The organism is Chlorobium sp., from assembly GCF_021740465.1.
In the GTDB taxonomy this organism is placed as follows: domain Bacteria; phylum Bacteroidota; class Chlorobiia; order Chlorobiales; family Chlorobiaceae; genus Chlorobium.
Map to the genome: position 1 here is coordinate 1 of NZ_JAIOZR010000015.1, position 25,141 is coordinate 25,141.

Genomic DNA, 25,141 nt, shown 5'->3' on the forward strand with positions numbered 1-25,141 from the left:
ACTGACTACTGACTACTGACTACTGACTACTGACTACTGACTACTGACTACTGACTACTGACTACTGACTACTGACTACTGACTACTGACTACTGACTACTGACTACTGACTACTGACTACTGACTACTGACTACCGGCTACTGACTACTGACTACTGACTACTGACTACCGGCTACCGATTTCACTGCATCGAGTCGAAAAGCTCCGGAACCGCATCCGCATAGCCGTTCTCCCTGCGGGTTAAAAGATACTGCCTAAGAAATGGCGGGTAGAGCTCGAATTCGTGCAGATCCCTGAACGGAATCCACCGTACCTGAATGATCATCTGCTGGTCATCGCTGTACTCCGGGTCTCTGCCGGTTATCAGCTCACCTCCGGTCACCTCACAATAAAACCCGAGCGAAACGGAATGATGTCGGCTGCCCGGGTCCAGCGAACCCGGAAAAGGATAGAGCAACTCCTTGATGAAAAGAAGAGGGCCGATGCTGCAGTCGAGACCGGTCTCCTCCTTCATCTCTCTCATAAGCGCCTCATCAAGGGTTTCCCCGTGCTCCACTCCGCCACCGGGAAGAATCCAGTAACGGCCTGGAAGGGAAGGATCTTCAGGAGCGAAACTCTTGTGCTCGATAAGCAGCACCCGGTCATCCTGAACACAGATGGCACTGACTCTTAGAGTAACCTTCGACATAACCGGGTATAAATAATATTTGCCAATTAACAATGAAAATCCGGGCACCAATGAACGAATAAGAGCCCGCTGTGCGTTCACAAGGCAATTCAATAAACAAAATAATCGGCGCAGGGGAAAGCTATTCAGTTGCAGTCTCGACAGAGAATCCCTATTTTCCCCTTTATTTTTTTCCAGTATGCCCTTCTCTTCTATGAATCCACCACCGAAACTTGAAAACCCGCAATTCAACGACCCGCTGTGCAGCCGTTGCGGGCTCTGCATGGGAAATGCCTGGCCTACCGGAGAAAGCCTTGAGAGCTGCGTGTTCAATACCGGCTGGCTTGGAAAGCATGAAGAGAGAGTGTTCGGCAGAACAAGAAACGTTCAGAACGAAGATGAGCTCCGCTTCGGCATATCCCTCGACCGATTCAACGCGGTCATGAACAAACCGCTCGAAGGCGCCCAGTGGAGCGGTATCATAACCGCAATTTCAACAAAAGCCCTCCAGAGCGGACTTGTTGACGGGGTAGTAACGTTGCAGGGCAGCACGTTCCAGCCAAAAGCCGTCCTCGCCACATCTGCAGAAGAGATTCATGAAGCACGGGGAAACAAACCTGTACTCTCACCTGTGCTGCAGGCGTTGCATACTGCATGGAAAAAAAAGGTCAGAAAGCTCATGGTTGTGGGCGCGTCGTGTCATGTTCACGTATTGAGGGACTTTGCGGCAACCCACCCCTATCTCAAGGATGTCGAACTGCACGTCGTGGGCATTCCCTGTACCGACAACCTCGAACCTGCACACCTCAAGTGGGTTTTCCGCCATATCAGCCGGTCACCGGATACCGTGATGAATTTCGAATTCATGCAGGATTACAAGGTGCACATCGTGCACTCGACCGGCAGAATCGAGAAAATCCCGTTTTTCAGCCTTCCGGCGGCAGTGCTTAAAGTAGGAGTTTTCTCGAACAGCTGCATGAGCTGTTTCGATTACATCAACAGCCTTGCCGATGTCACGGTAGGCTATTTCGGAGCGCCCTATACGCCGGATGGAAAACTGCAGTGGGTCATGCTGAGAACGGAAAAAGGAGAGAAACTGATCGACCTGGTACGAAGCGACCTGACCATTTCACCTGAAACCGGCAGCGGTGACAGCTTCGGGGCCGTCAAGGCGTCAATACAGCCGACAATCGGCCCTATCCTGCAACCACACCTGCTGGGCGACCGTCGCTCGATGCCGGTTGTTTTCGGCAAACTGCTCAGTGCCCTCAAGGCAAGAAAAGGTCCCAGAGGTATCGAGTTCGCCAGGTATTCGATAGACATCCATGCCCTGCGAAACTACTTCTTCGTCCGGCACTACACCCCCCAGCGCCTCGATATCCTTGTGCCGGAACACATCCATCATCTGGTAAAACAGTATAACGTGAGCGATTTCGATAATTTGCCCCCCTTTACCGGAAAATGAAAATTTGGATTTCCGGTTAGTAACAATTATTATATAACCATATAGTAGATCATTCATCGGAAACAGTTATTACTTATAAAAAAAACACAATAGTTGTTCTTTTTATGATATTTTAGTAACATAGAGTTTATTAAAAACCACACTTGTTCTTTTTTTGCATTGGCCCCTGCCGAAAAAGGCAGACCAGCTGATTTTCCAGTCAGTAATACACACACACATAACCTAACGGAGAAAACACAATGAAAAAAATGCTCTCTCTTGCAGCCATGTTTGCGGTGCTTGCCTACGCATCGCCTGCATCTGCAGAAGTCAAGTTCAGCGGCGACGCTTCGATCCGCCTCAGAGGCCAGTTCACGGATACCGAATGGCTGTGTATGGAAGATGATGAAGACGATCTCACCTTCGCCTACCGTGTACGCCTGAAAGCGGCCGCCGATATGGGCAGTGGCTACTTCTTCAAGGCCATGCTCACCACCGACAACACTGTTGGCGGCTGGACAATCCTGAACGACAACCTCGAAGACACCAACATCGAGTTCTCGAACTTCTACTTCGGCCGTATGATGGAGAACAGCCACTACATGATGGGCCGCCTTCCTCTCAACAGTGTCAACAACCCGATCTTCGACCTCGCCCTCTCGCCAGATGCTCCTCTCGACATTCCGGTGGCGACCGTCTTCATGGACCGCGTGCTGGGCCTGAACTACGGCACCAAGATCGGCGGCGGTGAACTCAACACAACTCTGGTTCTGCTCAACGAGGATTCCGATGACGACTCCGCGCTGGAAGGTGACGGCATGTTCAACGACGGCTACGCGCTGCACCTCAGCTACAAAACCAACATCGGCAAAGTGACCTTCGAGCCCCAGGCGCTGATCATGCTGACCGACGGCGACGGCATGTATAACGATATTACACCGCACACCTTCGGCGCTAACCTGACAGTTCCTGCCGGAGATGCAAAAATCGGCGTCAGCGGCTTTTACACCGTCTGCGATGATGACATTGTAGACTACAGCGGCTACCTGTTACGCCTGAAAGGAGAAATCGGCGCCTTCACCGCATGGGTGGACTACAGCCACACCGATGACAATACTCCTGGCGCATTAACAACCGATTACGACAACTACTTCGTGTGGGCACAGTACAAGTACAATGTATACGAGTCGGCCATGGGTTCCTTCAGCCTCACCCCGACTGTCCGTTACTTGGCCTACAGCGATAATTTCTTAGGAGCAGACTACGACTACAGCAGACTTCGCACCGAGCTCATTGCAACGGTAACCTTCTAAACGAAGCTTGCCTCTCAAAAAAGCCGCAGGCAACTGCGGCTTTTTTTTTAACTCCCCCCGTCACAAAACGCTTTTCCGTCATAAAAAACGAAAAAGTGTGAAGAAGATCTGCAAGGTTCCGAAAAACGTGGTGCGTAAAAAGTTTGTAACAATTATTAATTACCGTTTTACCATCTTTTTTTTTCTGTAACTTTAATAAACAGGTTCCTTTCTCTCTGCACGCACTTGTCCTTGTAATTTTTAAACATTTCAAACCATGGAAAAAGCAAAACTCCAGGAGTACTGGAAAATCAACCTCGGCTACCTGATCGGGCTGCTTGTCGCCTGGTTTCTGGTCTCCTACGGATTCGGCATCCTGCTTGCCGAACCGCTCAACGCGATCCAGATAGGCGGTTTCAAACTCGGATTCTGGTTTGCCCAGCAGGGATCGATCTACATTTTTGTCCTGCTTATCTTCATCTATGTCGCCCTGATGAACAGCCTCGACAGAAAATTCGATGTCCGTGAGGAGTGATGTACCTGCACCGTTTTCAGCTATTTTTTTTTCAACCTTAACAAGTATTACCACTATGGATGTACAAACGTGGACGTATATCATCGTAGGGGCTACGTTTCTGATCTATATCGCAATTGCGATATGGGCCAAAGCAGGCTCTACAAAAGAATTCTACGTTGCCGGCGCAGGCGTTCCGCCTATCATCAACGGCATGGCAACCGCTGCGGACTGGATGTCGGCAGCATCATTCATCTCGATGGCCGGTCTCATCTCCTTCATGGGTTACGACGGTTCGGTTTACCTGATGGGCTGGACGGGCGGTTACGTACTACTCGCGCTTCTGCTCGCCCCCTATCTGAGAAAGTTCGGAAAGTTCACCGTTCCCGACTTCGTCGGTGACCGTTACTACTCAAACGTAGCGCGTACGGTGGCTGTTATCTGCGCAATCTTCGTTTCCTTCACCTATGTTGCAGGCCAGATGCGCGGTGTCGGCGTGGTGTTCTCCCGCTTCCTCGAAGTCGATATCAACACCGGTATCCTGCTCGGCATGGGCATCGTCTTCTTCTATGCTGTACTCGGAGGCATGAAAGGCATCACCTACACCCAGGTTGCCCAGTACTGCGTGCTGATTTTCGCGTACATGGTTCCCGCCATCTTTCTCTCCATGATCATCGCCGGTACACCCATCCCGCAGCTCGGCATGGGCGGCTCAGGCGCCGATGGAGTGTTCCTGCTCGACAAGCTCGACAACCTGCATGCCGAACTCGGTTTTGCAGCCTATACTACCGGCTCAAAACCCATGATCGACGTGTTTGCGATCACCTTTGCCCTCATGGTCGGTACCGCCGGTCTTCCGCATGTTATCGTCCGCTTCTTCACCGTACCGAGAGTCCGTGACGCACGCATCTCCGCCGGGTGGGCGCTTATCTTCATCGCCCTGCTCTACACCACGGCGCCGGCAATCGCAACCTTCGCCCGCCTGAACCTGATCCAGACCGTCAGCAACAACAGCTACACCGACATGCCCGGATGGTTCAAAAAGTGGGAAAAAACCGGTCTGCTTGCCTGGATGGACAAAAACAACGACGGCAAAATCCAGTACACCGGCAAGAACGCCGGAGGCGGAGACCCTTTTGAAGGCAAAAAAGCTGAAATCACCAAGGAAAAAGGGCAGTACGGCCAGATGCTCATGTCCAACAAGCCCACGGACAACTCCAACGAGCTCTATATCGACAAGGACATCATGGTGCTTGCCAACCCGGAAATCGGCAACCTGCCGAACTGGGTGATCGCACTGGTGGCTGCAGGCGGTCTTGCCGCAGCGCTCTCGACGGCGGCAGGTCTCCTGCTGGTCATCTCGACCTCGGTTTCGCACGATCTGATCAAAAAGCAGATCAATCCGAACATCACCGAGAAAAGCGAACTGATGTTTGCCCGCATCGCGGTCGGCGTGGCCATCGTGATTGCCGGATACTTCGGCATCAACCCTCCGGGCTTCGTGGCTGAAGTGGTTGCCTTCGCCTTCGGTCTTGCCGCGGCGTCCTTCTTCCCGGTCATCATTCTCGGCATCTTCTCCAAGAGAATGAACAAGGAGGGTGCCATCTCCGGCATGCTCTCCGGCCTGATTTTCACTGCGGCCTACATCGTCTACTTCAAGTTCATCAGCCCCGACATGAACAAGCCTGAATTCTGGTGGTTCGGAGTCTCGCCGGAAGGCATCGGAACGGTCGGCATGCTGATCAACATTGCCGTGAGCTTTGTCGTTTCCCGCATCACCCCTGCACCTCCCCAGGAGATCCAGGAGCTGGTCGACAGCCTGAGATACCCCAAAGGAGCCGGAGAGGCATCGGCTCACTGAGCGGTTTTCTCTATGGCATTGCAAATAAAAAAGGCGCGGAACCAACCGCGCCTTTTTTATTGTTACCTTTTGCGAACAGGAAAAAGAACCGCCGATGATGACAGAGCACCATAACCATACCCTGAACAAAACCGTAAAAAACGGCATCGCCGACAAGCTGGCGAACCTGCCCGCCTTGCCGGGAGTCTACCAGTTCCGGAACAGTTCCGGCAAGGTGATCTATGTGGGCAAGGCAAAAAACCTGCGCAACAGGGTCCGTTCCTATTTCCGCGATTCCCGGCAGCTCTATGGAAAAACCCTTGTGATGGTCGGCCACATCGCCGACCTCGAAGTGATCATCACCTCGTCGGAAGTGGAAGCCCTCATCCTGGAAAACAACCTGATAAAGGAGCTCAGGCCGCGTTACAACGTCAACCTGAAGGACGACAAAACCTACCCCTATCTGGTCATCACCAACGAGCCGTTTCCACGGATATTCCTTACCCGTCAGCTCCGGCGCGACGGTTCGACATGGTTCGGTCCCTATACCGAAGCCGGCCAACTCCGTTCCATACTCGATCTCATCGGATCCATCTTTCCCGTGAGAAGCTGCAAACTCCGGTTGACCGAAGAGAATATAGCGGCAGGAAAATTCAGGGTCTGCCTCGACTACCACATCCATAAATGCAAAGGCCCCTGCGAAGGGCTCCAGCCGGAGAAGGAGTATCTGGAAATGATCGGGGAGATCGTCAGGCTGCTCAAAGGCAGGACTTCGGGCATGATCCGTTCGCTCACGGAGAAAATGCATGCACTGGCAGGCGAGCTGAAATTCGAAGCCGCTGCGGAGATCCGTTCCCAGCTTGAAAGCATGAAGCGCTATACCGAAAAACAGAAGGTAGTAAGCCTTGACGGTGTTGACCGTGACGTATTCGCGCTTGCCTCCGGGCAGGACGACGCCTGCGCGGTGATCTTTAAAATCCGCGAAGGAAAGCTGCTCGGCTCCCGACGCATCTACATGAACAACACCGGTGGGGAAACCGAATCCACTCTTCTTTCGAAAGCCGCCGAAAAATACTATATCGAAACCATTGACGCAATTGCGGACGAAATCCTTTTCCAGCATCCGCTGCCCCCCGAAGAGGAGGAAGCCCTGAAAACGCTGTTGGCCGCAAAAAAACAGGACGAACAGGGACGAAAAACCGTCGTCCGGCTCGTGGTGCCGCAGATAGGAGAAAAAGCGCATCTGCTCGACATGTGCCGGCGCAACGCCACCCACCATCTTGAGGAGTACCTCATCGAGAAGCAGAAACGAGGAGAAGCTGCACGCGAACATGGGGGAGTTCTCGATCTCGGAAAACAGCTGCGACTTGCGAGAATGCCTGAACGGATCGAATGCTTCGACAACTCCCATTTTCAGGGTACCGACTATGTCAGCTCCATGGTCTGCTTCGTCGGGGGTAAACCCAGAAAATCCGATTACCGGAAGTTCAGGCTCACTTCCGTTGCAGGCTCGGACGATTACGGCGCAATGCAGGAGGTACTGACGCGCAGGTACAGCGGTTCTCTCTGCGAAGAGCTGCCACTCCCCGATCTTGTTGTCGTCGACGGAGGAAAAGGGCAGGTCAATGTCGCATCTGCCGTACTGACCCGGGCAGGTCTCGATATCCCGGTTATCGGACTGGCCAAACGTCTTGAAGAGATTTTCATGCCCCATGCCCGAGACCCCTTCAACCTGCCGAAAACCTCTCCGGCACTGAAACTTCTGCAGCGGCTGCGTGACGAAGCCCACCGTTTTGCCGTAACCTACCACCGTCAACTCCGCCGGGAGAGAACCCTGCAGACAGAACTCACCTCTATAGCCGGCATTGGTGAAAAAACGGCACAGAAATTGCTAAAACATTTTGGTTCCGTAGAACGTATCGCCTCGCTCCTGCCTGAAGAACTGGAGGCAGCCGCGGGAAAAAGCGCAGCGAAAAAAATATACCTCTTCTATCATCCCCAGGAGCTCACGAGGTAAAACGCCGGAACCCCGGCAAATGTTGTTCTTAATAAAATTCTGTTATATTTACCAAATGGTACGCCTGATGATAATTGAAACTCTTTCCGACTGTCTATGAACCTGCCCGATTTTTTCGATGATGGCCGTCAAGATGCATCCGGGTTGTCACGTAAAGAGCCACCCGACCTTGACGATCTCGATTCAAGATACGATGCCGATGAGCTGATCGAGCTGATCATCCGGCTCAATGAGGACGGGTTTATTCAGGAATCGCTCACGGTTGCCCGACGCGTTGAACTCATCGCTCCATACAATTCCGAAACCTGGTTTCACCTTGGAAACTGCCTGACGCTCAACGGTGAGTTCAGCGAAGCTCTCGATGCTTTTCGCGAAGCGGTGCTTCTCAGTCCTGCCGATGGTGAAATGCAGCTGAACCTTGCCCTCGCTTATTTCAATACCGGCTGTTTCGACGAAGCGCTCGATATTTTCGAGGATGTGTTCGTGGATTCCTCGATAGAACGCGAGTTCCACTATTACCGTGGTATCGTGCTCCAGAGGAAAGACAGGTTTGTCGAAGCGGAAATCGATTTCGAAAAAAGTCTTCGCATCGATCCCGCGTTTTCCGACGCATGGTACGAACTTGCCTACTGCAGGGATATTCTCGGCAAACTCGACGAGAGCGTCGAGTGTTACGATAAAGCGCTTGACGCCGACCCCTACAACATCAATGCCTGGTATAACCGTGGTCTTGTGCTCAGTAAACTGAAACGGTACGACGAGGCGCTCGAATCCTACGACCTTGCGCTGGCTATTGCCGACGACTTCAGTTCGGCATGGTACAACCGCGCCAATGTGCTGGCAATTACCGGAAAAATAGAGGAGGCTGCCGAAAGCTATCTGAAAACCCTTGAATACGAGCCAGACGACATCAATGCCCTCTACAATCTCGGTATAGCTTACGAAGAGCTCGAGGAGTACGGAGAGGCAACCGCTTTCTACCTGCGCTGTCTTGAGGTGAACAACGATTTTTCAGATGCATGGTTTGCGCTTGCCTGCTGTTATGAAGCCCTTGAACAGTATGAAGAGGCTGCCGTGTCGGTTGAGGAGGCACTGCGCATCCTGCCCGACAGTATCGAATTTCTTCTGCTGAAAGCCGAAATAGCCTACAATCTCAACAGGCTTGCCGAATCTCTGGAAACTTACCGGGAAATCATCCTTCTCGAGTCCGATAATTCCCAGATATGGCTCGACTATGCCATGGTTCTGAGGGAAAACGGCGAATTCGGCGAATCCATCGATGCGCTCCAGCAGTCGCTGAAGCTGCAGCCATATTCGGCCGATGCCCACTTCGAAATCGCCGCGGCGTATTTCGCCATGGGAGACAAACTCAGTACGCTCAAGGCACTCAGCAAAGCATTCAAGATCGACCCTGATAAAAAGCAGCTTTTCCAGAGCACGTTCCCGGAACTCTACCAGCAGGATGCCGTAAGAAAAATGCTTGGTATTTCCTGAACCCTCCGGACCGAACACCGCGCTGCATGAAGCCTTCAAAGCAAATCCTCGGCCTTATCGGCCGGAACGTGGATTATTCGTGGTCTCCGCTCATTCACAATACCGCATTCGAACTGCTTGGGCTCCCCTATGTCTATACGATTTTCGACATTGCAGTACCCGGACTTCTTGACGATGCGCTTCGCGGCGCTCGCGCTCTCGGCATCGCAGGATTCAACGTCACCATCCCCTATAAAAAGGATGTCGTTCCCTTGCTCGACGAACTGACGGAGGATGCCGCTGTCATACAGGCAGTGAACACCATCGTCAATACCGACGGGAAACTTACCGGACACAATACCGATATCGGGGGCTTCGCAGCCCCCCTGCTTCCATTCCTGAGCCGCATCGAAGGCCGTCCGGTCTGCATCTTCGGCTCGGGAGGCGCATCGCTGGCCGCTATCGAGGCGTTCAGGCGTTTTTTCCGCCCATCGGTCATCTACCTCTTCGTCAGGGATATCTTCAAGGCGCTTTTTATGCTCGAACCCTATCTCCACAAGGAACGGGTCTCGATCTGTCTTTTGAGCGATCTTCACTGCGGAAAAAACCACACGCGTGAATATTTCCGGAACTGCAGCGTGGTTGTCAACGCGACACCGATAGGCACCAGGGGACGAACCGGCGACGACACAGGCTGCATCGTGCCGCTCGAAGAAAACCTGCTGCACAGCCGCCATATCGTTTACGACATGGTCTACAATCCTCTGCGAACGCCGCTGCTCGCCGCTGCGGAACAGGCCGGGGCCGAAACCATCAGCGGCATCGAAATGCTCCTCGGACAGGCGACACGGGCATTCTCCCTCTGGACCGGCGCAGCGATGCCTGTTGATGCAATCAGAAGCGAACTGCTCCGTATTATATCGAAACCGCCCGGCAGCCCTGATGAACTCCTGTAACCTTACGATAACCCTGCACCGACCATGAAGTGGTTTTTTACCTTAGCCTCGATTGTTGTGCTGTTCGACCAGTTCACCAAAAAACTTGCCGTCATGTTTCTCCGTGAAAAAGGGAGCATCCCGATCATCGGTGAATGGCTGAAACTGACCTATGCGGAAAACAACGGCATCGCCTTCGGCGTCGAGTTCGCACCGCAAATGGTCATGATCCTGCTGGTCGGCTCCATATCGCTCTTCATCGTACTCTATGTCGTGAAATCCGGAAACCGCAACACCCTTTTCCTGCTCCCTTTTGCCCTTATATTCGGAGGTGGCATCGGCAACCTCATCGACCGTCTCACTCTGGGAAGGGTTATCGACTTCATCCATTTCGATCTCTACCAGGGATTCGTCATGGGTTCATGGGTAGCGCTCTGGCCGATTTTCAATATCGCTGACTCAGCCATCACCATTGGGGCCTGCATCCTTATCCTGCTGCACGGCAGGATTTTTCCCGAACACCTCCCTTCCGGTGAAAACCATGTTCGTTGATGTCCACTGCCATCTCTCGTTTCCCGATTTCGACGCTGACCGGGAGGAAATCATCCGTGAAATGACCGCGGCGGGAGTGACGCTCCTTGTCGATCCGGGAATCGATGTGGAATCCAGCAGAAAATCCGTCGAGTTTGCTGCAGCACACCCGATGGTCTATGCCAACGTCGGCCTGCATCCGCACGAAATCGGACAGCAACTTTCCGAGAGTATTTTCGACGAACTGGCCGCACTGGCTCGCTCACGAAAAGTTGTGGCCATCGGAGAAACAGGTCTCGATTATCACTACCCTGACTGCAATCCCCTCCAGCAGCAGGAAGCGTTCCGCGCCATGCTGCACCTTGCCGGGACCCTCGACCTTCCGGTCGTCATCCACTGCCGTGAAGCCTGGAAAGATCTTCTGACCATTCTCGAAGAGGAACAACACTCCTCGATGCGCGGTCTCATGCACTGTTTTTCCGGCGACAGCGAAATCGCCCTCCGCTGCATCCGGCTCGGTTTCGCGATTTCGATTCCCGGAACGATAACCTATAAAAACTCGCTTCTGCCGGAGGTCGTCCGGAATATTCCTCTCGAACACCTGCTGACCGAAACCGACTCTCCCTATCTGAGTCCGGTGCCATACAGAGGCAAGCGGAACCACCCCTCGAATGTCCGTCTGGTCACAGAAACAATAGCCGGAATAAAAAACATGACTCTGGAGGAGAGTGCCGGGCGCATTGCCGGAAATGCGGCACGGATATTCAAACTCGAAGGAGTGTAATCCATTGCTGTGCATACAGCTGCGAACAGGGAACAATTTTGAAATTCAGGCAAACTTGCGTAGGTTGCAAACCGTTGGGCCCTCTGTATAGAGAGAACATAACAGCCTGGCTATCAATCAATCTACCGGTAAAACCGGAATGTAACGAACACCATGAACATGACCCAGATGCAAACAGAGCCCTCAAAAAGCCCGGAACAAATCAAACCGGATGCAACCGATAACCTCCTCTATATTGTCATCAAATATAAAAACGCACTGATCGCCGCACTCGTGCTTGTTGCCGCAATAGGAGGAGGAACAGCCTTCTGGCTGAATCACCAGAAAGCTGCAGAGCAGGAAGCCTCGCTGAAGCTTTCGAATGTCGCACCGCTACTCGACCGGGGCGAGTACCGCAAGGCAATTGACGGAACACAGACCAACCCCGGACTGAAAAGCATTTCAGGAAAATACGGTGGCACCGCGAGCGGCAGGATGTCGTCGCTGCTTCTGGCCAACGCCTACTACGCGCTTGGGCAACCGGACTCGGCCCTCGCCGTATATAAAGGCATATCGATGAAAAACAGGGATCTGGCCGCGGCCGTACTTGCCGGAACAGGGGCCTGTCAGGCGGAAAAGAAACAGTTTGCCAAAGCCGCTTCGGCTTACGAGGAGGCATCGGAAAAAGCCGAAAACAAAGCCCTCAAAGCCCAGTACCTTGTCAGTGCCGCCGACAATCACCTTGACTCCGGAAAACGGGAAAAAGCCCTTGAACTCTACAAAAAAACCGTTGCCGATTACCCCGGATCAACCGGAGCCGCACTCTCCCAGCGAGCGCTCTGGCAGATGTCCGGCAGCCGTTAACCCATACCGATCAACAAGAAAACAGTCCGAACCATGCCTGAATCATTCATTATCGAAACGACGCTTGGCAACATCACGGTCAGCCTTTACGACGACACTCCGCTGCATCGCGACAATTTCAAAAAACTTGTCACTGAAAACTACTACGACGGCATACGCTTTCACCGCGTTATCCGTGACTTCATGATCCAGACCGGTGACCCGCTCTCCCGCCATGACGAAAAACGCGCGCTGCACGGCACAGGCGGACCGTCATACCGCATTCCCGCAGAGATCCGGCATGCCAACAAGAAAGGCACGCTGGCAGCAGCCCGCGACAACAACCCGGAAAAAGCCTCATCCGGCAGCCAGTTTTACATCAACCATACCGATAATGACTACCTCGACGGCCAGTATACGGTTTTCGGCGTTGTGGAAACCGGCCTGGATGTCGTCGATGCGATTGCCGCCGTTGAAACCGACTTCAACGACAACCCGCTGAGTCCGGTAACCATCAAAACCATCACCTCCGCAGTACAGGCATAGGAGCCGGGTTATGGAATCCATTGCCGCAAATCTTGCCGCCATCAGGCTGCGTATCGACGCAGCCTGCCTCAAGAACCACAGAGACCCCTCGACGGTCAGGCTTATTGCGGTCTCGAAAACCAAACAGGCAGAACAGATCAGAGAGGCTTTCGACGCGGGACAGATCGATTTTGGAGAGAGCTATGTGCAGGAGTTTCTCGACAAGATGTCCGATCCCCTGCTCGAAAATCAACCTCTCCGATGGCACTTCATCGGGCACCTGCAGTCCAACAAGGTCCGTTCGATCATCGGAAAGGTCGCGCTGATTCACGGCGTAGACCGACTCTCGACCGCAGAAGAACTGTCACGGCGTGCCCTTCAGCACGGCATCGAGGCAGAATACCTGCTTGAAGTGAATACTTCGGGTGAAGCCTCGAAATACGGCTTCGAACCAGAAGAACTGCTCCGACAGGCTCCGTCATTTTTCATGCTCCCGAATTGCACCTTGCGAGGGCTCATGACCATAGCATCTCCCGATCCGGCTCTGGCCCGCTACGAGTTCCGCCGTCTGCACCGGCTTCTCGACGAACTCAGGGAACTGGCACCCGAACCGTCGATTCTTACGGAGCTTTCCATGGGCATGAGCCAGGATTTTGAAGCCGCTATTGCTGAAGGAGCGACACTGATTCGTGTAGGAACAGCAATATTCGGCTGGCGGTAAGCCTGTTTCATTACTGCCTTGCCGGAACACCTGCAGCAGAAAACTATGATGGCACCCTTGAACGATCCTGGATATGATGCCGCACAGCGTGTCCGGAACTATAATTATGCTATCCTGAACATCGCGGCACTCGCCGGAGAGTATGAAGCCACAGGAAAAACGATATCACGACTCAATATCGGTGATCCGACGCTTTTCGGCTTTGAACCGCCACCGCAGCTTACCGAAGCGTATATTGCGGCACTCCGGAATGGACGGCACAGCTATGCCCCCTCATGTGGCATTCCCTCCGCCCGCGAAGCGATTGCCCGTGACGCCGGAAACCGCCTGATAGAAACTTCCGATCAGCAGATTATCGTTACAGCGGGAGCGACCGAAGCTGCCGATCTGCTCTGTACGGCACTCCTGAACCCGGGAGACGAGGTACTATGCCCCTCACCCGGTTATCCGCTTTACACGGCATTGGCCGCACGACAGGAGACTGTAAGCGTACCCTACAATCTTGATCCGCTGAACAGCTGGCTTCCCGACCCACAGGAAATCGAGCACCTGATTACCTCCAGAACAAAACTGCTGATCATCATCAATCCCAACAATCCGACAGGAGCGCTCTATCCTGCAGAACTGCTCGCGGCGATTGCTGAAATCGCCAGGAAACACCAGCTCATCTGCCTTGCCGACGAGGTTTACCGAAAACTGATCTACAGTGGCTCGCACCATCCGTTCGCCTCGTTTGCAGGCAATGACCTGCCGGTATTCACGCTGGAAAGCCTTTCGAAAAACTTCATGGTGCCAGGATGGCGAACCGGCTGGATGACCATAAGCAACAGCCACCTCCTGCCAGATCTCTCCGGGGCGTTACGAAAACTTGCCGACGCAAGACTCTGTGCACCCGCCGCACCGCAGTACGCCATAACAGAAGCGCTTTCCATGGGAAATGACTATCTTTTGCCGATTATGGAGAAACTCCACCGGCAGCGAAACCTGACCGTCAGCATGCTCAACGATTTCGAAGGACTATCCTGCAGCACACCCGAAGGCGCTTTCCATGTCATGGCGAAAATCGATCTGAGCCGCTATCCATTTGCCTCGGATGAAGAATTTATTGTTGAACTGCTCAGGAAAAAGCAGATATTGTTTGTTCACGGTTCGGGGTTCGGCACGCAACCCGGCGAAGGATACTTCAGGATAGTTTACCTTCCCGATACCGCTACCCTTGAACGGGTTTACCATGACCTGTACGATTTTTTACACCACTGCCGGCAGCACTCCGGCGCTATTCGTCAAAAACCTAAAACAACAACCCGATCATGATCGCTCAGCAGGCAAAAATTCAGGAAGCCGTCACCTTTATCCGCAAGAAAATCCAGGGAGAATACCCTGTAGGCATCGTTCTCGGAACCGGGCTGGGAGCTCTTGCCAAAGAGATCGATGTTGAACTCGCCCTTGACTACGGTGATATCCCCAACTTCCCCATCTCCACCGTCGAAACCCATCAGGGCAAACTGATTTTCGGCACGCTGGCCGGAAAAAAAGTCGTTGCCATGCAGGGTCGTTTCCACTTCTATGAAGGGTATTCGATGCAGCAGATCGTCTTTCCTGTCAGGGTCATGAAACATCTCGGCGTAAAAACCCTCGGCATCACCAACGCCTGCGGAGGCCTCAATCCGGCATTCAGCAAAGGCGACATCATGCTGATCGACGATCACATCAACCTGCTCGGCGGAAATCCCCTTATCGGACCGAACGATCCTGAAACGGGCTCCCGCTTCCCCGACATGTGCGAACCCTACTCCAGACGCATCCTCGGCATCGCCGAACAGGTAGCGCTCGAAGAGAAAATAAAGGTGCAGCGCGGCGTCTATATCGCACTTTCAGGCCCATGCCTGGAGACCAGAGCCGAATACCGCATGCTGAGAATGCTCGGTGCCGATGTCGTCGGCATGTCCACCGTTCCGGAAGTCATCGCCGCCGTCCATCAGGGCACCGAAGTGTTCGGCATGTCGATCGTCACCGATGAATGCTTCCCCGACAGCCTGCAGCCGGTCAGCATCGAGGAGATCATCGAGGTCTCCAACCATGCGGAGCCGAAAATGACCGCCATCTTCAAAGCCGTCGTTGCAAACCTGTAAACCATAGAATCCCTTTACAAAGCATGATAGACGCCATCTCCTTTTCAAACGGAACGTTCCGCTACCTCGACCAGCGCTACCTGCCTCTGCAGGAGCTCCATGTAGAAACACGGGATTACCGGGAGGCCATCGAGGCCATCAAGACTCTCGCCGTCAGAGGCGCTCCTCTCATCGGCGCATCGGCCGGCTACACGGTCGTGCTTGGCCTCAACGCATATCAGGGAGACAAGGCCGACTTCCCGACCTACTTCGACAAGCTGATCGCCGAGGTCAACGCATCCCGCCCTACGGCCGTAAACCTCTTCTTCGCAACGAGAAAAATGCAGGGTGTGTATGACGCAAACTTCGAAGCGGATTCTCTCGAAACGCTCTTTGCGAAAATGACCGATGAAGCGCACAGGATATACACTGACGAGGTCGATAACTGCGACAGGATCGCGCGTCATGGTGTCGAGCAACTGAAACAGGATCTGGCCGCCGTGCTGAAAACCCGCAAGCTCAACGTGCTGACCCACTGCAACACCGGTACGCTCGCCTGCTGCGGCATTGGTACGGCCCTTGGCGTGATCCGCCTCGCCTGGCAGGAAGGGCTGATCGAAAGGGTGATCTCCTCGGAAAGCCGTCCACTCCTGCAGGGGCTGCGCCTGACCGCATGGGAGCTCGAGCACGACGGCATTCCGTTCGCCTCCATCTCCGACTCCTCTTCGGCAATCCTCATGCAGCGAGGCATGATCGATTTCGCAGTGGTCGGCGCCGACCGCATCACGGCCAACGGCGACACGGCCAACAAAATCGGCACCTATGCCCATGCCATCAGCGCGAACCACCACGGTATCCCGTTCTACATAGCCGCTCCTGTCTCCACCATCGACATCACTATGTCTGAAGGATCACAGATACCGATCGAGGAGCGTAACGCTGACGAACTGCGCACGATTTTCGGCACCCAGGTAGCCACGCCGACCACGCCGGTGGTGAACTTCGCTTTCGACGTTACGCCCGGTACCCTTATCCGGGGCATCATCACCGAGAGAAAAGCTGTCGTCGGCAACTACGTCAAAGGCCTCGGAGAACTGTTTGCCGATTGAGCATCCCTTCGACAGGAAGAACCAGCCATAAAAAAAGACCGGAATACCAGACAGTTCCGGTCTTTTTTTATGAAAAAGCCATGCTTAAACCGTTTTTTCTGTTTACATTGATTCCGAAGATACGCTGAATGGCACGCGGCGTTCCTGATGGTCATATCCTCTGTATTACCGCTTTCGGGATCGTTGTCATGTGCCTTTTCCAGAACAACAACTATCCGGAGAACGCCAAATGAGCGAAACAGGATATGAATACAGGGTTGTACGAGGATTCGCATTTTCAGCCCTGTTCTGGCTGGTTATCGGTCTTGTAGTCGGATTATGGATCGCCTTCGAGATGTTCAATCCGGCATTGAACCTTACCCCCTGGCTGAGTTTCGGCAGGCTGCGGGTCGTGCACACGAACGGTCTTGGCCTCGGCTTCGGTCTGGCCGGTATTTTCGCCACATCCTATTACATTCTGCAGCGCCTTACCCGCGCCCCTCTTGCTTTTCCCAAACTTGCTCTTGCCCATCTCTACCTCTTCAATGCCGCCATCGCCCTTGCCGCCCTGAGCCTCTTCATGGGCATGAACACCACAAGGGAGTATGCCGAACTGGAGTGGCCGCTCGATGTGGGAGTGGTTATCCTCTGGGTCATGTACGCCATCAACGTCTTCGGCACGCTCCTCAAACGTCAGGAAAAGCAGATGTACATCTCGCTCTGGTACATCATCGCCATGACCGTCACCATCGCCGTACTCTACATCGTCAACAACCTCGCAGTTCCGGTCACCCTCTTCAAGTCCTACAGCCTTTACGCCGGAGCCAACGACGCCAACGTGGAGTGGTGGTACGGCCATAATATCGTGGGGTTCATCTTTACCGTACCGGTTCTGGCCATGTTCTATTACTTTCTTCCAAAAGCTACAGGCCTGCCGATCTACAGCCACCGGCTTTCCATCATTTCATTCTGGGCACTTATCTTCGCCTATCTCTGGACCGGCGCGCACCATCTCATGCTCACCCCGCTTCCCGAGTGGATACAAACCGTTGCCATCGCCTTCAGCATCTTCCTGATCGCTCCCTCATGGGGTTCGGTCGTAAACGGCTACTACACCCTGCAGGGCAACTGGGACCAGATGCGCTCGAACTATCTCGTCAAATTCTTCATACTCGGCATAACCTTTTACGGCCTGCAGACGCTCCAGGGACCTCTGCAGGGCCTGCGCACACTCAACGCATTCTTCCACTATACCGACTGGGTTGTCGGACATGTACACATGGGTACCATGGGATGGGTGGCCATGGTCATCTCGGCCTCATTCTACTACATGATCCCGCGTATCACCGGAAACGAACTGCACAGCATCAAGCTCGCCAACATGCATTTCTGGCTCATTCTCGGTGGCCAGCTCACCTGGACCATCACCATGTGGATCGGAGGCATCCAGCAGGGAGCGATGTGGAAAGCCACCAACCCGGACGGATCGCTCATGTACAATTTCCTCGACTCGGTCACCTCACTCTATCCCTATTACCGGTTGCGTTTCGCTGCCGGTCTGGTCTACTTCATCGGTATCCTGATTTTCGTCTACAACCTTGTCATGACCGTCAGAAAACGGCCAGTGGAAGCATAGTCAACCAACCCTAAAAGGAGCATTTATCATGGGGATCTATTCGAAACCGGTTGTTTTTGCTGTGCTGTCGGCAGTGGTGATTCTTATCGGAACCATCGTAACGGTGTTCATTCCGCTCTTCATGCCATCGACACAGCCGGTAAGCCCGCTCATAAAGCCATACACCGCAATCGAACTTGAAGGCCGGGATCTGTACATCCGGGAGGGCTGCAACAACTGCCATACCCAGACCGTTCGACCGCTGAGAACCGAAGTGTTGCGTTACGGCGAGTATTCCAAACCTGAAGAGTTCGCTTACGACCGACCCTTCCTCTGGGGTTCCCGCCGTACCGGACCGGATCTTAACAGGATTGGCGGAAAGTACCCCGACTCGTGGCACTACCGCCACATGCAGAGTCCACAGGGCATGTTCGAGAAGTCCAATATGCCTCCATACGGATGGCTTGCCGAAAACCCGCTCGACACAAGATATTCGATCAAAAAAATATCGGTGCTGGGATATGGTTACAGTGCAGCTGAGGTAGAGCGGCAGATTGCAGACTACAGGGCAAAAGTCACCGCTGCCGATTACGACTCGAAAGAGACCCGCGATCAGGTCACTCCCGAAAAGCTTCGTGGGGATCTCACCGAAATGGACGCCATGATTGCCTATCTGCAGAAACTCGGCCGTGACGTCAAAAATCTGGAGGCAACGAAATGAACTTTTCACAGCTCGCATACCTCTTCTTCACCATATCGCTGGCAGCCGTTTTTGCCGGCATCATAGCGTATTACTACAATCCGGGGAGAAAACAGCAGGTTGAACGGCCAAAACATACCATGCTGGAACAGGACGAATAACCTTGCATGAAATCCGGCAAAAATCTGCAAGGCAACCAAACCGCAATAAATCAACAGGAGGCTAACATGCACGATACAGGAGAACCCGGAGAGGGCCACAACAGCATCCCGAAGGGATGGCTGCTCTTCTTTTTCGGCGTCATCATCTTTCTGGTCTGGTACATCGTTTCCTTTACGCCGACGATTTCCGGCTGGTCGTTTTACAGGGGATTTGAAGAAGAGATGGCAAAAGCCGTTCCCGCGGCGAGCCAGAGCCCAGGGACTCCCGACAAGTACAGCGGCCAGCCGGCAGCCATTGCAGAAGGCAAGGCAATCTACGCCGAAAGCTGCGCCGCATGCCACAATGCCGACGCAACGGGTGGTATCGGCCCGAACCTCACGGTCACACTGAAATACGGTTCAACCGCTCAGGATATCTATGAATCGGTGGCCAACGGCAGACCGAACGGCATGCCTCCATTCATGCAGCAACTTGGAAAAGAGCGAATTTACAAGCTTGTAGCCTTTCTGGAGAGCGTGAAGAAATAAGGCTTGCTGCTAATAATACGGCAAGCGGGAAGCAATCCAAACATCAGCGTCCTGTGTGGAAAAAATACAGAAGAACGGCTCAACTACTGCAAGCCCTGCTCATCACAGGGCTTCCTTTTATCAGGATAAATGGCCAGAGCGCCCTGCGTTTCGATATCGGCGAACTTAAACTCTACTTTTTCGGTACGGTCATCTGGATCCGGGAGTTCTACCTGCTGCTCGCGGCCATTCTCTTCATGCTGCTCTTCATTACCTTTGTAACTGCTGTGTTCGGGCGAATCTGGTGCGGCTGGCTATGTCCCCAAACGGTACTGCTCGATCTCTCCGAAAGCCTTGCCTCCCGGTTCGGCATGAAAAACAGCAAAACCGTAAGGAACATCCTGCTGCTCCCCATCTCGGCGATTGTATCGCTTACGATGATCTGGTACTTCGTGCCCCCTCCGGAAACGATGAAGGGCCTCTTCATCTCCCTGCCGGTTACCGCTTTTTTTCTTGTTCTCTGGGTGCTGGTTTACCTTGAACTTGCCTTTCTCGGAAGAAAATTCTGCATGTCGATCTGCCCTTACGCCATGATGCAGAATGCGCTTTTCGACAAGGATACCCTCGTGATCGAATACGACAAATCGCGCGATGATACCTGCATGAAATGCGACTCCTGCGTAAAAGTCTGTCCGGTCGGCATCGACATCAAGGCGGGACTCAGCACAAGGTGCATTGCGTGCGCCGAGTGCATCGATGCATGCAGCGCAAAGAGCGAACCTCGCGGCCTTGCGCCTTTCCCGAACTACAAGGGAAAGATATTGAGAGCGAAAACATTCTGGATGGGAGGCATTACCGCAGCAGCCGGCATGCTGCTGATCCTTATCATTGCCTTGCGTCCCCCGGTGGATTTCCTCATTACCCGGGACCAGGAACAGCTTCCGGAAGGGCTGAACCGTTACTCATGGACGGTCTACAACAATAGCGGAAAAACGCTTGACCTTGAACTTTCTGCAGCTCCGGACGTTACCGTTATCGGAGAGCACACCGTGACGCTCAAAGCGTACGAAGTAGCACGTGGCAAGGTTTTGCTGAAAGCCTCGGGAAGCGTTCAAAAAGTCCGGTTCACGCTCATCGGCAGCGGCATATCAATCCAGAAGGATACAGGTTTTCTATGAAACTCTTTCTCATCGCGCTCTACAGCCTTTTCATCTTTGCCATGGCAAGCGGGATCACCATAGCCTACCGACAGGCAGAGGGGCTTGTGGAGCCCAACTACTATGAAAAAGCGAGCGCTTACTTCAGCACGAAAACAGCCGAGTCGTATAGCGGACTCTCCGTCGTCCTGCCGGACTCCCTGCAAAAAGGAAACAATGACGTCCATGTTACGATTTCAACCCACGGCAAGCCTCTGCGGAATGCCGTGGTGACGTTCTTTGTCGGAAACCTCTCGAAAAAGACATTCGACCGAACCGTGCCAATGAAAGAGACAGAGCCGGGTAACTACCGGACAACGGCAGTAATCCCTTTCGAAGGAGTATGGCTTGCCCGGGTGGATATCAGTAAGGATAAACTCCAAACATCAAGAAAATGGTTTATAGAACTCAACTGAAAGGCATGGGTACAACACTTGTCGCCCTGTTTCTCCTCACCGCATGGATGCTGCCTGCCGAACAGAAACCGGACTGTAACATTCACGACGGCCCCTGCACGAAAACGTCCGGGAACACCGCCGTCACCCTTGAAATCAGCCCTCGTCCGGTAAAACACATGGAAGAACTGCTCTTCAGCGTCACGGTAAAGCCCTGTTCGTCACTTCCCGAAAACCTGATGCTCGACCTCTCCATGCCGGGTATGGAGATGGGAAAAAACCAGGTCAAGCTCGTTAAAAAGAGCAACTGCCTCTATCAGGGAAAGGGACTCATCGTCAAATGCATGAGTGGTCGCAAGCTCTGGAAAGCCACCGTACTCTCGGAAAAACTGAACAATCCTGCATTCACCTTTGATGTCAGGGACTGAGGCTGCCTCCGGCACAGTCCGTTGCGAACACTGTCTGAGGGAAGTGCCTTTGGCAGCAGCACTCAAAGCGGAGATCGACGGTTCGGTAAAATATTTCTGCTGTCACGGCTGCCTCGGCGTCTACGAGCTTGTACACAATGCATCGCTCGATGCTTTCTATGAGCAGCGCTGCCAGTGGCTGCCCGGAGCCCCTTCCTTCGAGAAAACGGATCCTCATGCGTTCAGTTCGACCATCGTTAAAATGGAGGAAGGGTGCCGAATCGACCTGCAGCTTTCCGGCATAAGGTGCGCATCATGCGTCTGGCTGATTGAAAAATACCTCTCTAAACAGGAGGGCATCCATTCCGTCAGGGTGAACTACGCGACAAACAGGGCAGCTATCCACTGGAATCCCGAAGTGACCGGGCTCGACGCGATTCTCGAAACGCTCCACTCGCTCGGTTATACAGCGCGACCCGTGCGAAGCGGCGGCACGACGGAAAGCCTCGCAAGAGAAAAACAGGAACTGCTGCTGCGATTCGGCACCGCCGGATTCTTCTCGATGCAGCTCATGCTGATCGTTGCCGCTCTCTATGCCGGCTTTTTTCAGGGTATCGAAACCGAGTACAGGCTCGCGTTCCAGCTGATCTCCTGGGCGCTGGCGACTCCGGTCGTGCTCTATTCCGGCTACCCGTTCCTTGCCGGAGCGCTTCGATCCATCCGTTCGCTGAACCCGAACATGGACCTGCTCGTTGCCCTTGGCTCCCTTTCTGCCTACCTCTACAGCATCGCCATGATCCCTCTCGGCGGGGAGGTTTTCTTTGACACCTCCGCAATGATCGTCACCTTCATCCTGCTTGGACGGTTCCTTGAAGCCGGCTCGCGTCTCAAGGCAGGCAACGCCATTGTCGCGCTTGCCGGGCTGCAACCGCAGGAGGCTGTACTGGCAAAAGAAAACGGGGAGCGGCAGACGGTCTCGCTCGATCAGGTCCCGCCCGGCAGCATCATCGAAATCATTCCCGGAGCGAAAATTCCGCTTGATGGTACAGTCATCGAGGGAAAAGCGGAAATCAACGAGTCGATGCTGACCGGCGAGTCGCTTCCCGTCATGAAAAGATCCGGAAGCAACATCTTTGCAGGAACGGTGAACGGAAACGGGCGTCTGCTTGCCCGCGTTACCGGTAGTCCGGGAGAGACCCTGCTCGCCGGTATCATCAGAACCGTCGAAGAAGCCCAGTCGCGCAGGGCCCCCGTCCAGCAGCTTGCCGACAGGGTTGCAGGATACTTCGTTCCTGCAATCCTGCTGATCGCGCTTCTGACCTTTCTCTACAGGACGAATACCGGCGGCCAAAGTTCAGTCAGTGCGCTCATGAATGCGGTCTCGGTCCTTGTTATCGCCTGTCCCTGCGCTCTCGGTCTTGCCACTCCCCTTGCCATACTCGTAGGTTCGACCGCTGCGGGAAAAGAGGGGGTTCTCATCAAGGGAGGAGATATCTTCGAAACCGTCTCGAAAACAACCCTCGTGGCGTTCGATAAAACCGGCACTATAACCAGGGGCAAACCCTCGATTACCGACATCGTGGATTTCGGCACGACTCCGGACCTGCTCAGGTATGCCGCGTCGCTGGAATCGGTTTCGGAGCATCCGTCCGGAAAAGCCATAGCGGCAGAATGGAACGGGGAACTCCTGTCTGTGGAAGCATTCCGGGCATTTCCGGGCCAGGGGGTTTCCGGCACCCTGCAGAATGAAACATGGCTGGCCGGATCGCCTGCATTCATGCGGCACAATCAGGTGGAACTCACCCCCGAACAGAACGCACAAGCACAAAGGCTCGAGGAGGAAGGGAAAACCGTGGTCATGCTCGCCCGGGGAACCCGGTCCGCAGGCATGATAGGCCTCATCGACGAGATACGCGACGACCTGCCGGAACTGCTGTCGGCTTTGAGGCGGCGCGGCATGAAAATCATGATGCTGACCGGCGACAACCCCGGAGTGGCATCCCGGATCGCAGCACGGTGCGGCATAACCGACATGCAGGCCGGACTGTCGCCTGCGGGAAAGGCATCGGTCATCGAAAAGCTCAAAGCGGCGGGAGAAACCGTCATGATGGTTGGCGACGGCATCAACGACGCTCCGGCTCTTACCGCTGCGGACACGGGGGTCACGCTTGGCAGCGCTACCGGCATCGCGCTTGAAAGCGCGGGAGTCGCCGTGCTCACCGACAGGCTGCTCCTTGTCGATACGCTCATCGAACGCTCGAAACGGTGCTTCTCGGTTATTCGCCAGAATCTTGCCTGGGCGTTTCTCTACAATCTTGCCGCCGTGCCTCTTGCAGTTTCAGGCGTACTGCACCCCATCGTCGCCGCGCTGCTGATGGCGTCGAGCTCCCTTATCGTGGTCGGCAACTCCCTTCGGCTGCAGAAAACCCATACATGAGACATGGACAGCATCTACTACCTCATCATCATCGGATTCGTCTTCGGCACGGCAGCATGGCTGCTCTTCATCTGGGCGGTCCGCAGCGGGCAGTTCGACGATCCCGAAGCTCCGAAATACCGAATGCTCGACGACGATGACGAACAGTTGCACTCGCCAGGAGCAGATAAAACCCGAAAATCCACCAAAAAATGAGCGCCCTCGCCAATACCGCAATCACCATGTTCATCACCGGACTTACCGGAGGATTCGGACACTGTATCAGCATGTGCGGTCCCGTCGTGGCCGCCTACTCTCTGGGCGAGACTCGCAGCGGCATGCTGCATCACCTGCTCTACAACGCCGGAAGAGTCACCACCTACACCCTGCTGGGCGCCATTGTAGGACTCTCCGGTTCGTTCCTCGTCCTGACCGCATCCATCGAACGCTTCCAGACCGTCATCATGATGCTGGCGGGCCTCTCGATCATCCTGATGGGGCTTGCCACGCTCGATATCGTGCCTGCAGGCAAAGCAATCAACAGCTGCTCGTGGATCATGCCCCGCATCGGAAAACTTATGAACCTTTTCAGGGGATCCCGCTCTATCGGAGCCTATTATCCCATGGGAGTGCTGCTCGGATTCCTGCCCTGCGGCCTTACCTATACGGCATTGCTTACGGCTGCCCGAACTGCCATGGAGGCAGAGAACCACGCTTCGGGACTGCTCGAGGGTGGCCTCATCATGCTGTGCTTCGGTCTCGGCACCGTACCATCCCTTCTCATCGTGGGCAAGGCCATACACCTTTTCAGCGAAAAATCCCGTAAAACGCTCTACCGCATCGCAGGTGTCATCATGATCCTCACCGGTATTTACTTCACCCTGTCGGCATTCTGAAGCTCGATCCTGCTGCATGAAAGAAGGGACACCCTGCAACGATCCCGGAAAAAACATTCCGCTCATTTGGACCGCAATAAAAA

At 54.0% G+C, this 25,141-nt stretch carries 26 protein-coding genes; 25 read left to right on the forward strand and 1 reads right to left on the reverse strand.

Translation table 11 applies throughout. The features are described from left to right. Window positions 1-182 precede the first annotated feature (182 nt). Entirely contained in the window at window positions 183-689 is a 507-nt protein-coding gene (locus tag K9G39_RS07835) for an NUDIX domain-containing protein (RefSeq protein ID WP_292004370.1), read from the reverse strand. A gap of 193 nt (window positions 690-882) precedes the next feature. Between K9G39_RS07835 and K9G39_RS07840 the strand changes: the two genes are divergently transcribed. The 25 genes from K9G39_RS07840 to K9G39_RS07960 all read left to right on the forward strand — a co-directional run bounded on the left by K9G39_RS07840 (window position 883) and on the right by K9G39_RS07960 (window position 25,058). Then, entirely contained in the window at window positions 883-2,133 is a 1,251-nt protein-coding gene (locus tag K9G39_RS07840; RefSeq protein ID WP_292004371.1) for a Coenzyme F420 hydrogenase/dehydrogenase, beta subunit C-terminal domain, read from the forward strand. Between the two features lie 239 nt (window positions 2,134-2,372). Beyond that, entirely contained in the window at window positions 2,373-3,425 is a 1,053-nt protein-coding gene (locus tag K9G39_RS07845; protein ID WP_292004372.1) for a hypothetical protein, read from the forward strand. 256 nt (window positions 3,426-3,681) lie between these two features. After that, window positions 3,682-3,939 (forward strand): DUF4212 domain-containing protein, encoded by a 258-nt coding sequence (locus tag K9G39_RS07850; protein WP_292004373.1) that lies wholly within the window; start codon window positions 3,682-3,684, stop codon window positions 3,937-3,939. Window positions 3,940-3,994: 55 nt separating this feature from the next. Next, a complete protein-coding gene (locus K9G39_RS07855; RefSeq protein ID WP_292004374.1) occupies window positions 3,995-5,779 on the forward strand; it encodes a sodium:solute symporter family protein in 1,785 nt (594 codons plus the stop codon). Window positions 5,780-5,876: 97 nt separating this feature from the next. Beyond that, a complete protein-coding gene (gene uvrC / locus K9G39_RS07860; protein WP_292004420.1) occupies window positions 5,877-7,775 on the forward strand; it encodes an excinuclease ABC subunit UvrC in 1,899 nt (632 codons plus the stop codon). A 96-nt stretch (window positions 7,776-7,871) separates the two neighbouring features. Then, on the forward strand, window positions 7,872-9,269 hold the full coding sequence (locus K9G39_RS07865; RefSeq protein WP_292004375.1) for a tetratricopeptide repeat protein: 1,398 nt from the start codon (window positions 7,872-7,874) through the stop codon (window positions 9,267-9,269). A 26-nt stretch (window positions 9,270-9,295) separates the two neighbouring features. Further along, window positions 9,296-10,204: a shikimate dehydrogenase gene (locus K9G39_RS07870; RefSeq protein ID WP_292004376.1), complete on the forward strand. Its 909-nt coding sequence runs from the start codon at window positions 9,296-9,298 to the stop codon at window positions 10,202-10,204. A gap of 24 nt (window positions 10,205-10,228) precedes the next feature. Further along, entirely contained in the window at window positions 10,229-10,735 is a 507-nt protein-coding gene (gene lspA / locus K9G39_RS07875; RefSeq protein ID WP_292004377.1) for a signal peptidase II, read from the forward strand. Further along, the gene (locus K9G39_RS07880) at window positions 10,725-11,498 is read left to right on the forward strand and encodes a TatD family hydrolase (RefSeq protein ID WP_292004378.1); all 774 of its coding nucleotides are present in this window, start codon (window positions 10,725-10,727) and stop codon (window positions 11,496-11,498) included. The genes lspA and K9G39_RS07880 overlap by 11 nt, the downstream gene beginning before the upstream one ends. A gap of 159 nt (window positions 11,499-11,657) precedes the next feature. Further along, window positions 11,658-12,341, forward strand: a complete 684-nt coding sequence (locus K9G39_RS07885; protein ID WP_292004379.1) for a tetratricopeptide repeat protein — start codon at window positions 11,658-11,660, stop codon at window positions 12,339-12,341. Window positions 12,342-12,374: 33 nt separating this feature from the next. Further along, entirely contained in the window at window positions 12,375-12,866 is a 492-nt protein-coding gene (locus tag K9G39_RS07890; RefSeq protein ID WP_292004380.1) for a peptidylprolyl isomerase, read from the forward strand. Window positions 12,867-12,876: 10 nt separating this feature from the next. Further along, the gene (locus K9G39_RS07895; RefSeq protein WP_292004381.1) at window positions 12,877-13,566 is read left to right on the forward strand and encodes a YggS family pyridoxal phosphate-dependent enzyme; all 690 of its coding nucleotides are present in this window, start codon (window positions 12,877-12,879) and stop codon (window positions 13,564-13,566) included. 57 nt (window positions 13,567-13,623) lie between these two features. Beyond that, the gene (locus tag K9G39_RS07900) at window positions 13,624-14,880 is read left to right on the forward strand and encodes an aminotransferase class I/II-fold pyridoxal phosphate-dependent enzyme (protein WP_292004382.1); all 1,257 of its coding nucleotides are present in this window, start codon (window positions 13,624-13,626) and stop codon (window positions 14,878-14,880) included. Beyond that, window positions 14,877-15,698, forward strand: a complete 822-nt coding sequence (locus K9G39_RS07905) for a purine-nucleoside phosphorylase (protein ID WP_292004383.1) — start codon at window positions 14,877-14,879, stop codon at window positions 15,696-15,698. The genes K9G39_RS07900 and K9G39_RS07905 overlap by 4 nt, the downstream gene beginning before the upstream one ends. Before the next feature lie 23 nt (window positions 15,699-15,721). Beyond that, complete coding sequence (mtnA, locus tag K9G39_RS07910) at window positions 15,722-16,786, forward strand: S-methyl-5-thioribose-1-phosphate isomerase (RefSeq protein WP_292004384.1); 1,065 nt, start codon at window positions 15,722-15,724, stop codon at window positions 16,784-16,786. Window positions 16,787-17,015: 229 nt separating this feature from the next. Continuing rightward, entirely contained in the window at window positions 17,016-18,401 is a 1,386-nt protein-coding gene (locus K9G39_RS07915; RefSeq protein ID WP_292004385.1) for a cbb3-type cytochrome c oxidase subunit I, read from the forward strand. A 28-nt stretch (window positions 18,402-18,429) separates the two neighbouring features. Further along, entirely contained in the window at window positions 18,430-19,101 is a 672-nt protein-coding gene (gene ccoO / locus K9G39_RS07920; protein WP_292004386.1) for a cytochrome-c oxidase, cbb3-type subunit II, read from the forward strand. Further along, window positions 19,098-19,241, forward strand: a complete 144-nt coding sequence (locus K9G39_RS07925) for a cbb3-type cytochrome c oxidase subunit 3 (protein ID WP_292004387.1) — start codon at window positions 19,098-19,100, stop codon at window positions 19,239-19,241. The genes ccoO and K9G39_RS07925 overlap by 4 nt, the downstream gene beginning before the upstream one ends. Before the next feature lie 66 nt (window positions 19,242-19,307). After that, entirely contained in the window at window positions 19,308-19,769 is a 462-nt protein-coding gene (locus K9G39_RS07930) for a c-type cytochrome (RefSeq protein WP_292004388.1), read from the forward strand. A gap of 53 nt (window positions 19,770-19,822) precedes the next feature. Next, window positions 19,823-20,926 carry a 4Fe-4S dicluster domain-containing protein gene (locus K9G39_RS07935; protein WP_292004389.1) on the forward strand — a complete coding sequence of 368 codons (1,104 nt, stop codon included), beginning with the start codon at window positions 19,823-19,825 and terminating at the stop codon, window positions 20,924-20,926. Next, window positions 20,923-21,360, forward strand: coding sequence for a FixH family protein (locus K9G39_RS07940; protein ID WP_292004390.1), 438 nt, complete (start codon window positions 20,923-20,925; stop codon window positions 21,358-21,360). Before K9G39_RS07935 ends, K9G39_RS07940 begins: the two co-directional genes overlap by 4 nt. Window positions 21,361-21,365: 5 nt before the next feature. Beyond that, a complete protein-coding gene (locus K9G39_RS07945; protein WP_292004391.1) occupies window positions 21,366-21,767 on the forward strand; it encodes a hypothetical protein in 402 nt (133 codons plus the stop codon). After that, window positions 21,754-24,183 (forward strand): heavy metal translocating P-type ATPase, encoded by a 2,430-nt coding sequence (locus K9G39_RS07950; RefSeq protein ID WP_292004392.1) that lies wholly within the window; start codon window positions 21,754-21,756, stop codon window positions 24,181-24,183. Before K9G39_RS07945 ends, K9G39_RS07950 begins: the two co-directional genes overlap by 14 nt. Window positions 24,184-24,186: 3 nt before the next feature. After that, a complete protein-coding gene (gene ccoS, locus K9G39_RS07955) occupies window positions 24,187-24,378 on the forward strand; it encodes a cbb3-type cytochrome oxidase assembly protein CcoS (protein ID WP_292004393.1) in 192 nt (63 codons plus the stop codon). Then, on the forward strand, window positions 24,375-25,058 hold the full coding sequence (locus tag K9G39_RS07960; RefSeq protein ID WP_292004394.1) for a sulfite exporter TauE/SafE family protein: 684 nt from the start codon (window positions 24,375-24,377) through the stop codon (window positions 25,056-25,058). The genes ccoS and K9G39_RS07960 overlap by 4 nt, the downstream gene beginning before the upstream one ends. The last annotated feature ends 83 nt before the right edge of the window (window positions 25,059-25,141 follow it).

Excerpts from the sequence above, each read along its gene's own strand:
- K9G39_RS07835 (WP_292004370.1), bottom strand. The coding sequence starts at position 689 with ATGTCGAAGGTTACTCTAAGAGTCAGTGCCATCTGTGTTCAGGATGAC.
- K9G39_RS07840 (WP_292004371.1), top strand. The coding sequence starts at position 883 with ATGAATCCACCACCGAAACTTGAAAACCCGCAATTCAACGACCCGCTG.
- K9G39_RS07845 (WP_292004372.1), top strand. The coding sequence starts at position 2,373 with ATGAAAAAAATGCTCTCTCTTGCAGCCATGTTTGCGGTGCTTGCCTAC.
- K9G39_RS07850 (WP_292004373.1), top strand. The coding sequence starts at position 3,682 with ATGGAAAAAGCAAAACTCCAGGAGTACTGGAAAATCAACCTCGGCTAC.
- K9G39_RS07855 (WP_292004374.1), top strand. The coding sequence starts at position 3,995 with ATGGATGTACAAACGTGGACGTATATCATCGTAGGGGCTACGTTTCTG.
- uvrC (WP_292004420.1), top strand. The coding sequence starts at position 5,877 with ATGACAGAGCACCATAACCATACCCTGAACAAAACCGTAAAAAACGGC.
- K9G39_RS07865 (WP_292004375.1), top strand. The coding sequence starts at position 7,872 with ATGAACCTGCCCGATTTTTTCGATGATGGCCGTCAAGATGCATCCGGG.
- K9G39_RS07870 (WP_292004376.1), top strand. The coding sequence starts at position 9,296 with ATGAAGCCTTCAAAGCAAATCCTCGGCCTTATCGGCCGGAACGTGGAT.
- lspA (WP_292004377.1), top strand. The coding sequence starts at position 10,229 with ATGAAGTGGTTTTTTACCTTAGCCTCGATTGTTGTGCTGTTCGACCAG.
- K9G39_RS07880 (WP_292004378.1), top strand. The coding sequence starts at position 10,725 with ATGTTCGTTGATGTCCACTGCCATCTCTCGTTTCCCGATTTCGACGCT.
- K9G39_RS07885 (WP_292004379.1), top strand. The coding sequence starts at position 11,658 with ATGACCCAGATGCAAACAGAGCCCTCAAAAAGCCCGGAACAAATCAAA.
- K9G39_RS07890 (WP_292004380.1), top strand. The coding sequence starts at position 12,375 with ATGCCTGAATCATTCATTATCGAAACGACGCTTGGCAACATCACGGTC.
- K9G39_RS07895 (WP_292004381.1), top strand. The coding sequence starts at position 12,877 with ATGGAATCCATTGCCGCAAATCTTGCCGCCATCAGGCTGCGTATCGAC.
- K9G39_RS07905 (WP_292004383.1), top strand. The coding sequence starts at position 14,877 with ATGATCGCTCAGCAGGCAAAAATTCAGGAAGCCGTCACCTTTATCCGC.
- mtnA (WP_292004384.1), top strand. The coding sequence starts at position 15,722 with ATGATAGACGCCATCTCCTTTTCAAACGGAACGTTCCGCTACCTCGAC.
- K9G39_RS07915 (WP_292004385.1), top strand. The coding sequence starts at position 17,016 with ATGAGCGAAACAGGATATGAATACAGGGTTGTACGAGGATTCGCATTT.
- ccoO (WP_292004386.1), top strand. The coding sequence starts at position 18,430 with ATGGGGATCTATTCGAAACCGGTTGTTTTTGCTGTGCTGTCGGCAGTG.
- K9G39_RS07925 (WP_292004387.1), top strand. The coding sequence starts at position 19,098 with ATGAACTTTTCACAGCTCGCATACCTCTTCTTCACCATATCGCTGGCA.
- K9G39_RS07930 (WP_292004388.1), top strand. The coding sequence starts at position 19,308 with ATGCACGATACAGGAGAACCCGGAGAGGGCCACAACAGCATCCCGAAG.
- K9G39_RS07940 (WP_292004390.1), top strand. The coding sequence starts at position 20,923 with ATGAAACTCTTTCTCATCGCGCTCTACAGCCTTTTCATCTTTGCCATG.
- K9G39_RS07945 (WP_292004391.1), top strand. The coding sequence starts at position 21,366 with ATGGGTACAACACTTGTCGCCCTGTTTCTCCTCACCGCATGGATGCTG.
- K9G39_RS07950 (WP_292004392.1), top strand. The coding sequence starts at position 21,754 with ATGTCAGGGACTGAGGCTGCCTCCGGCACAGTCCGTTGCGAACACTGT.
- ccoS (WP_292004393.1), top strand. The coding sequence starts at position 24,187 with ATGGACAGCATCTACTACCTCATCATCATCGGATTCGTCTTCGGCACG.
- K9G39_RS07960 (WP_292004394.1), top strand. The coding sequence starts at position 24,375 with ATGAGCGCCCTCGCCAATACCGCAATCACCATGTTCATCACCGGACTT.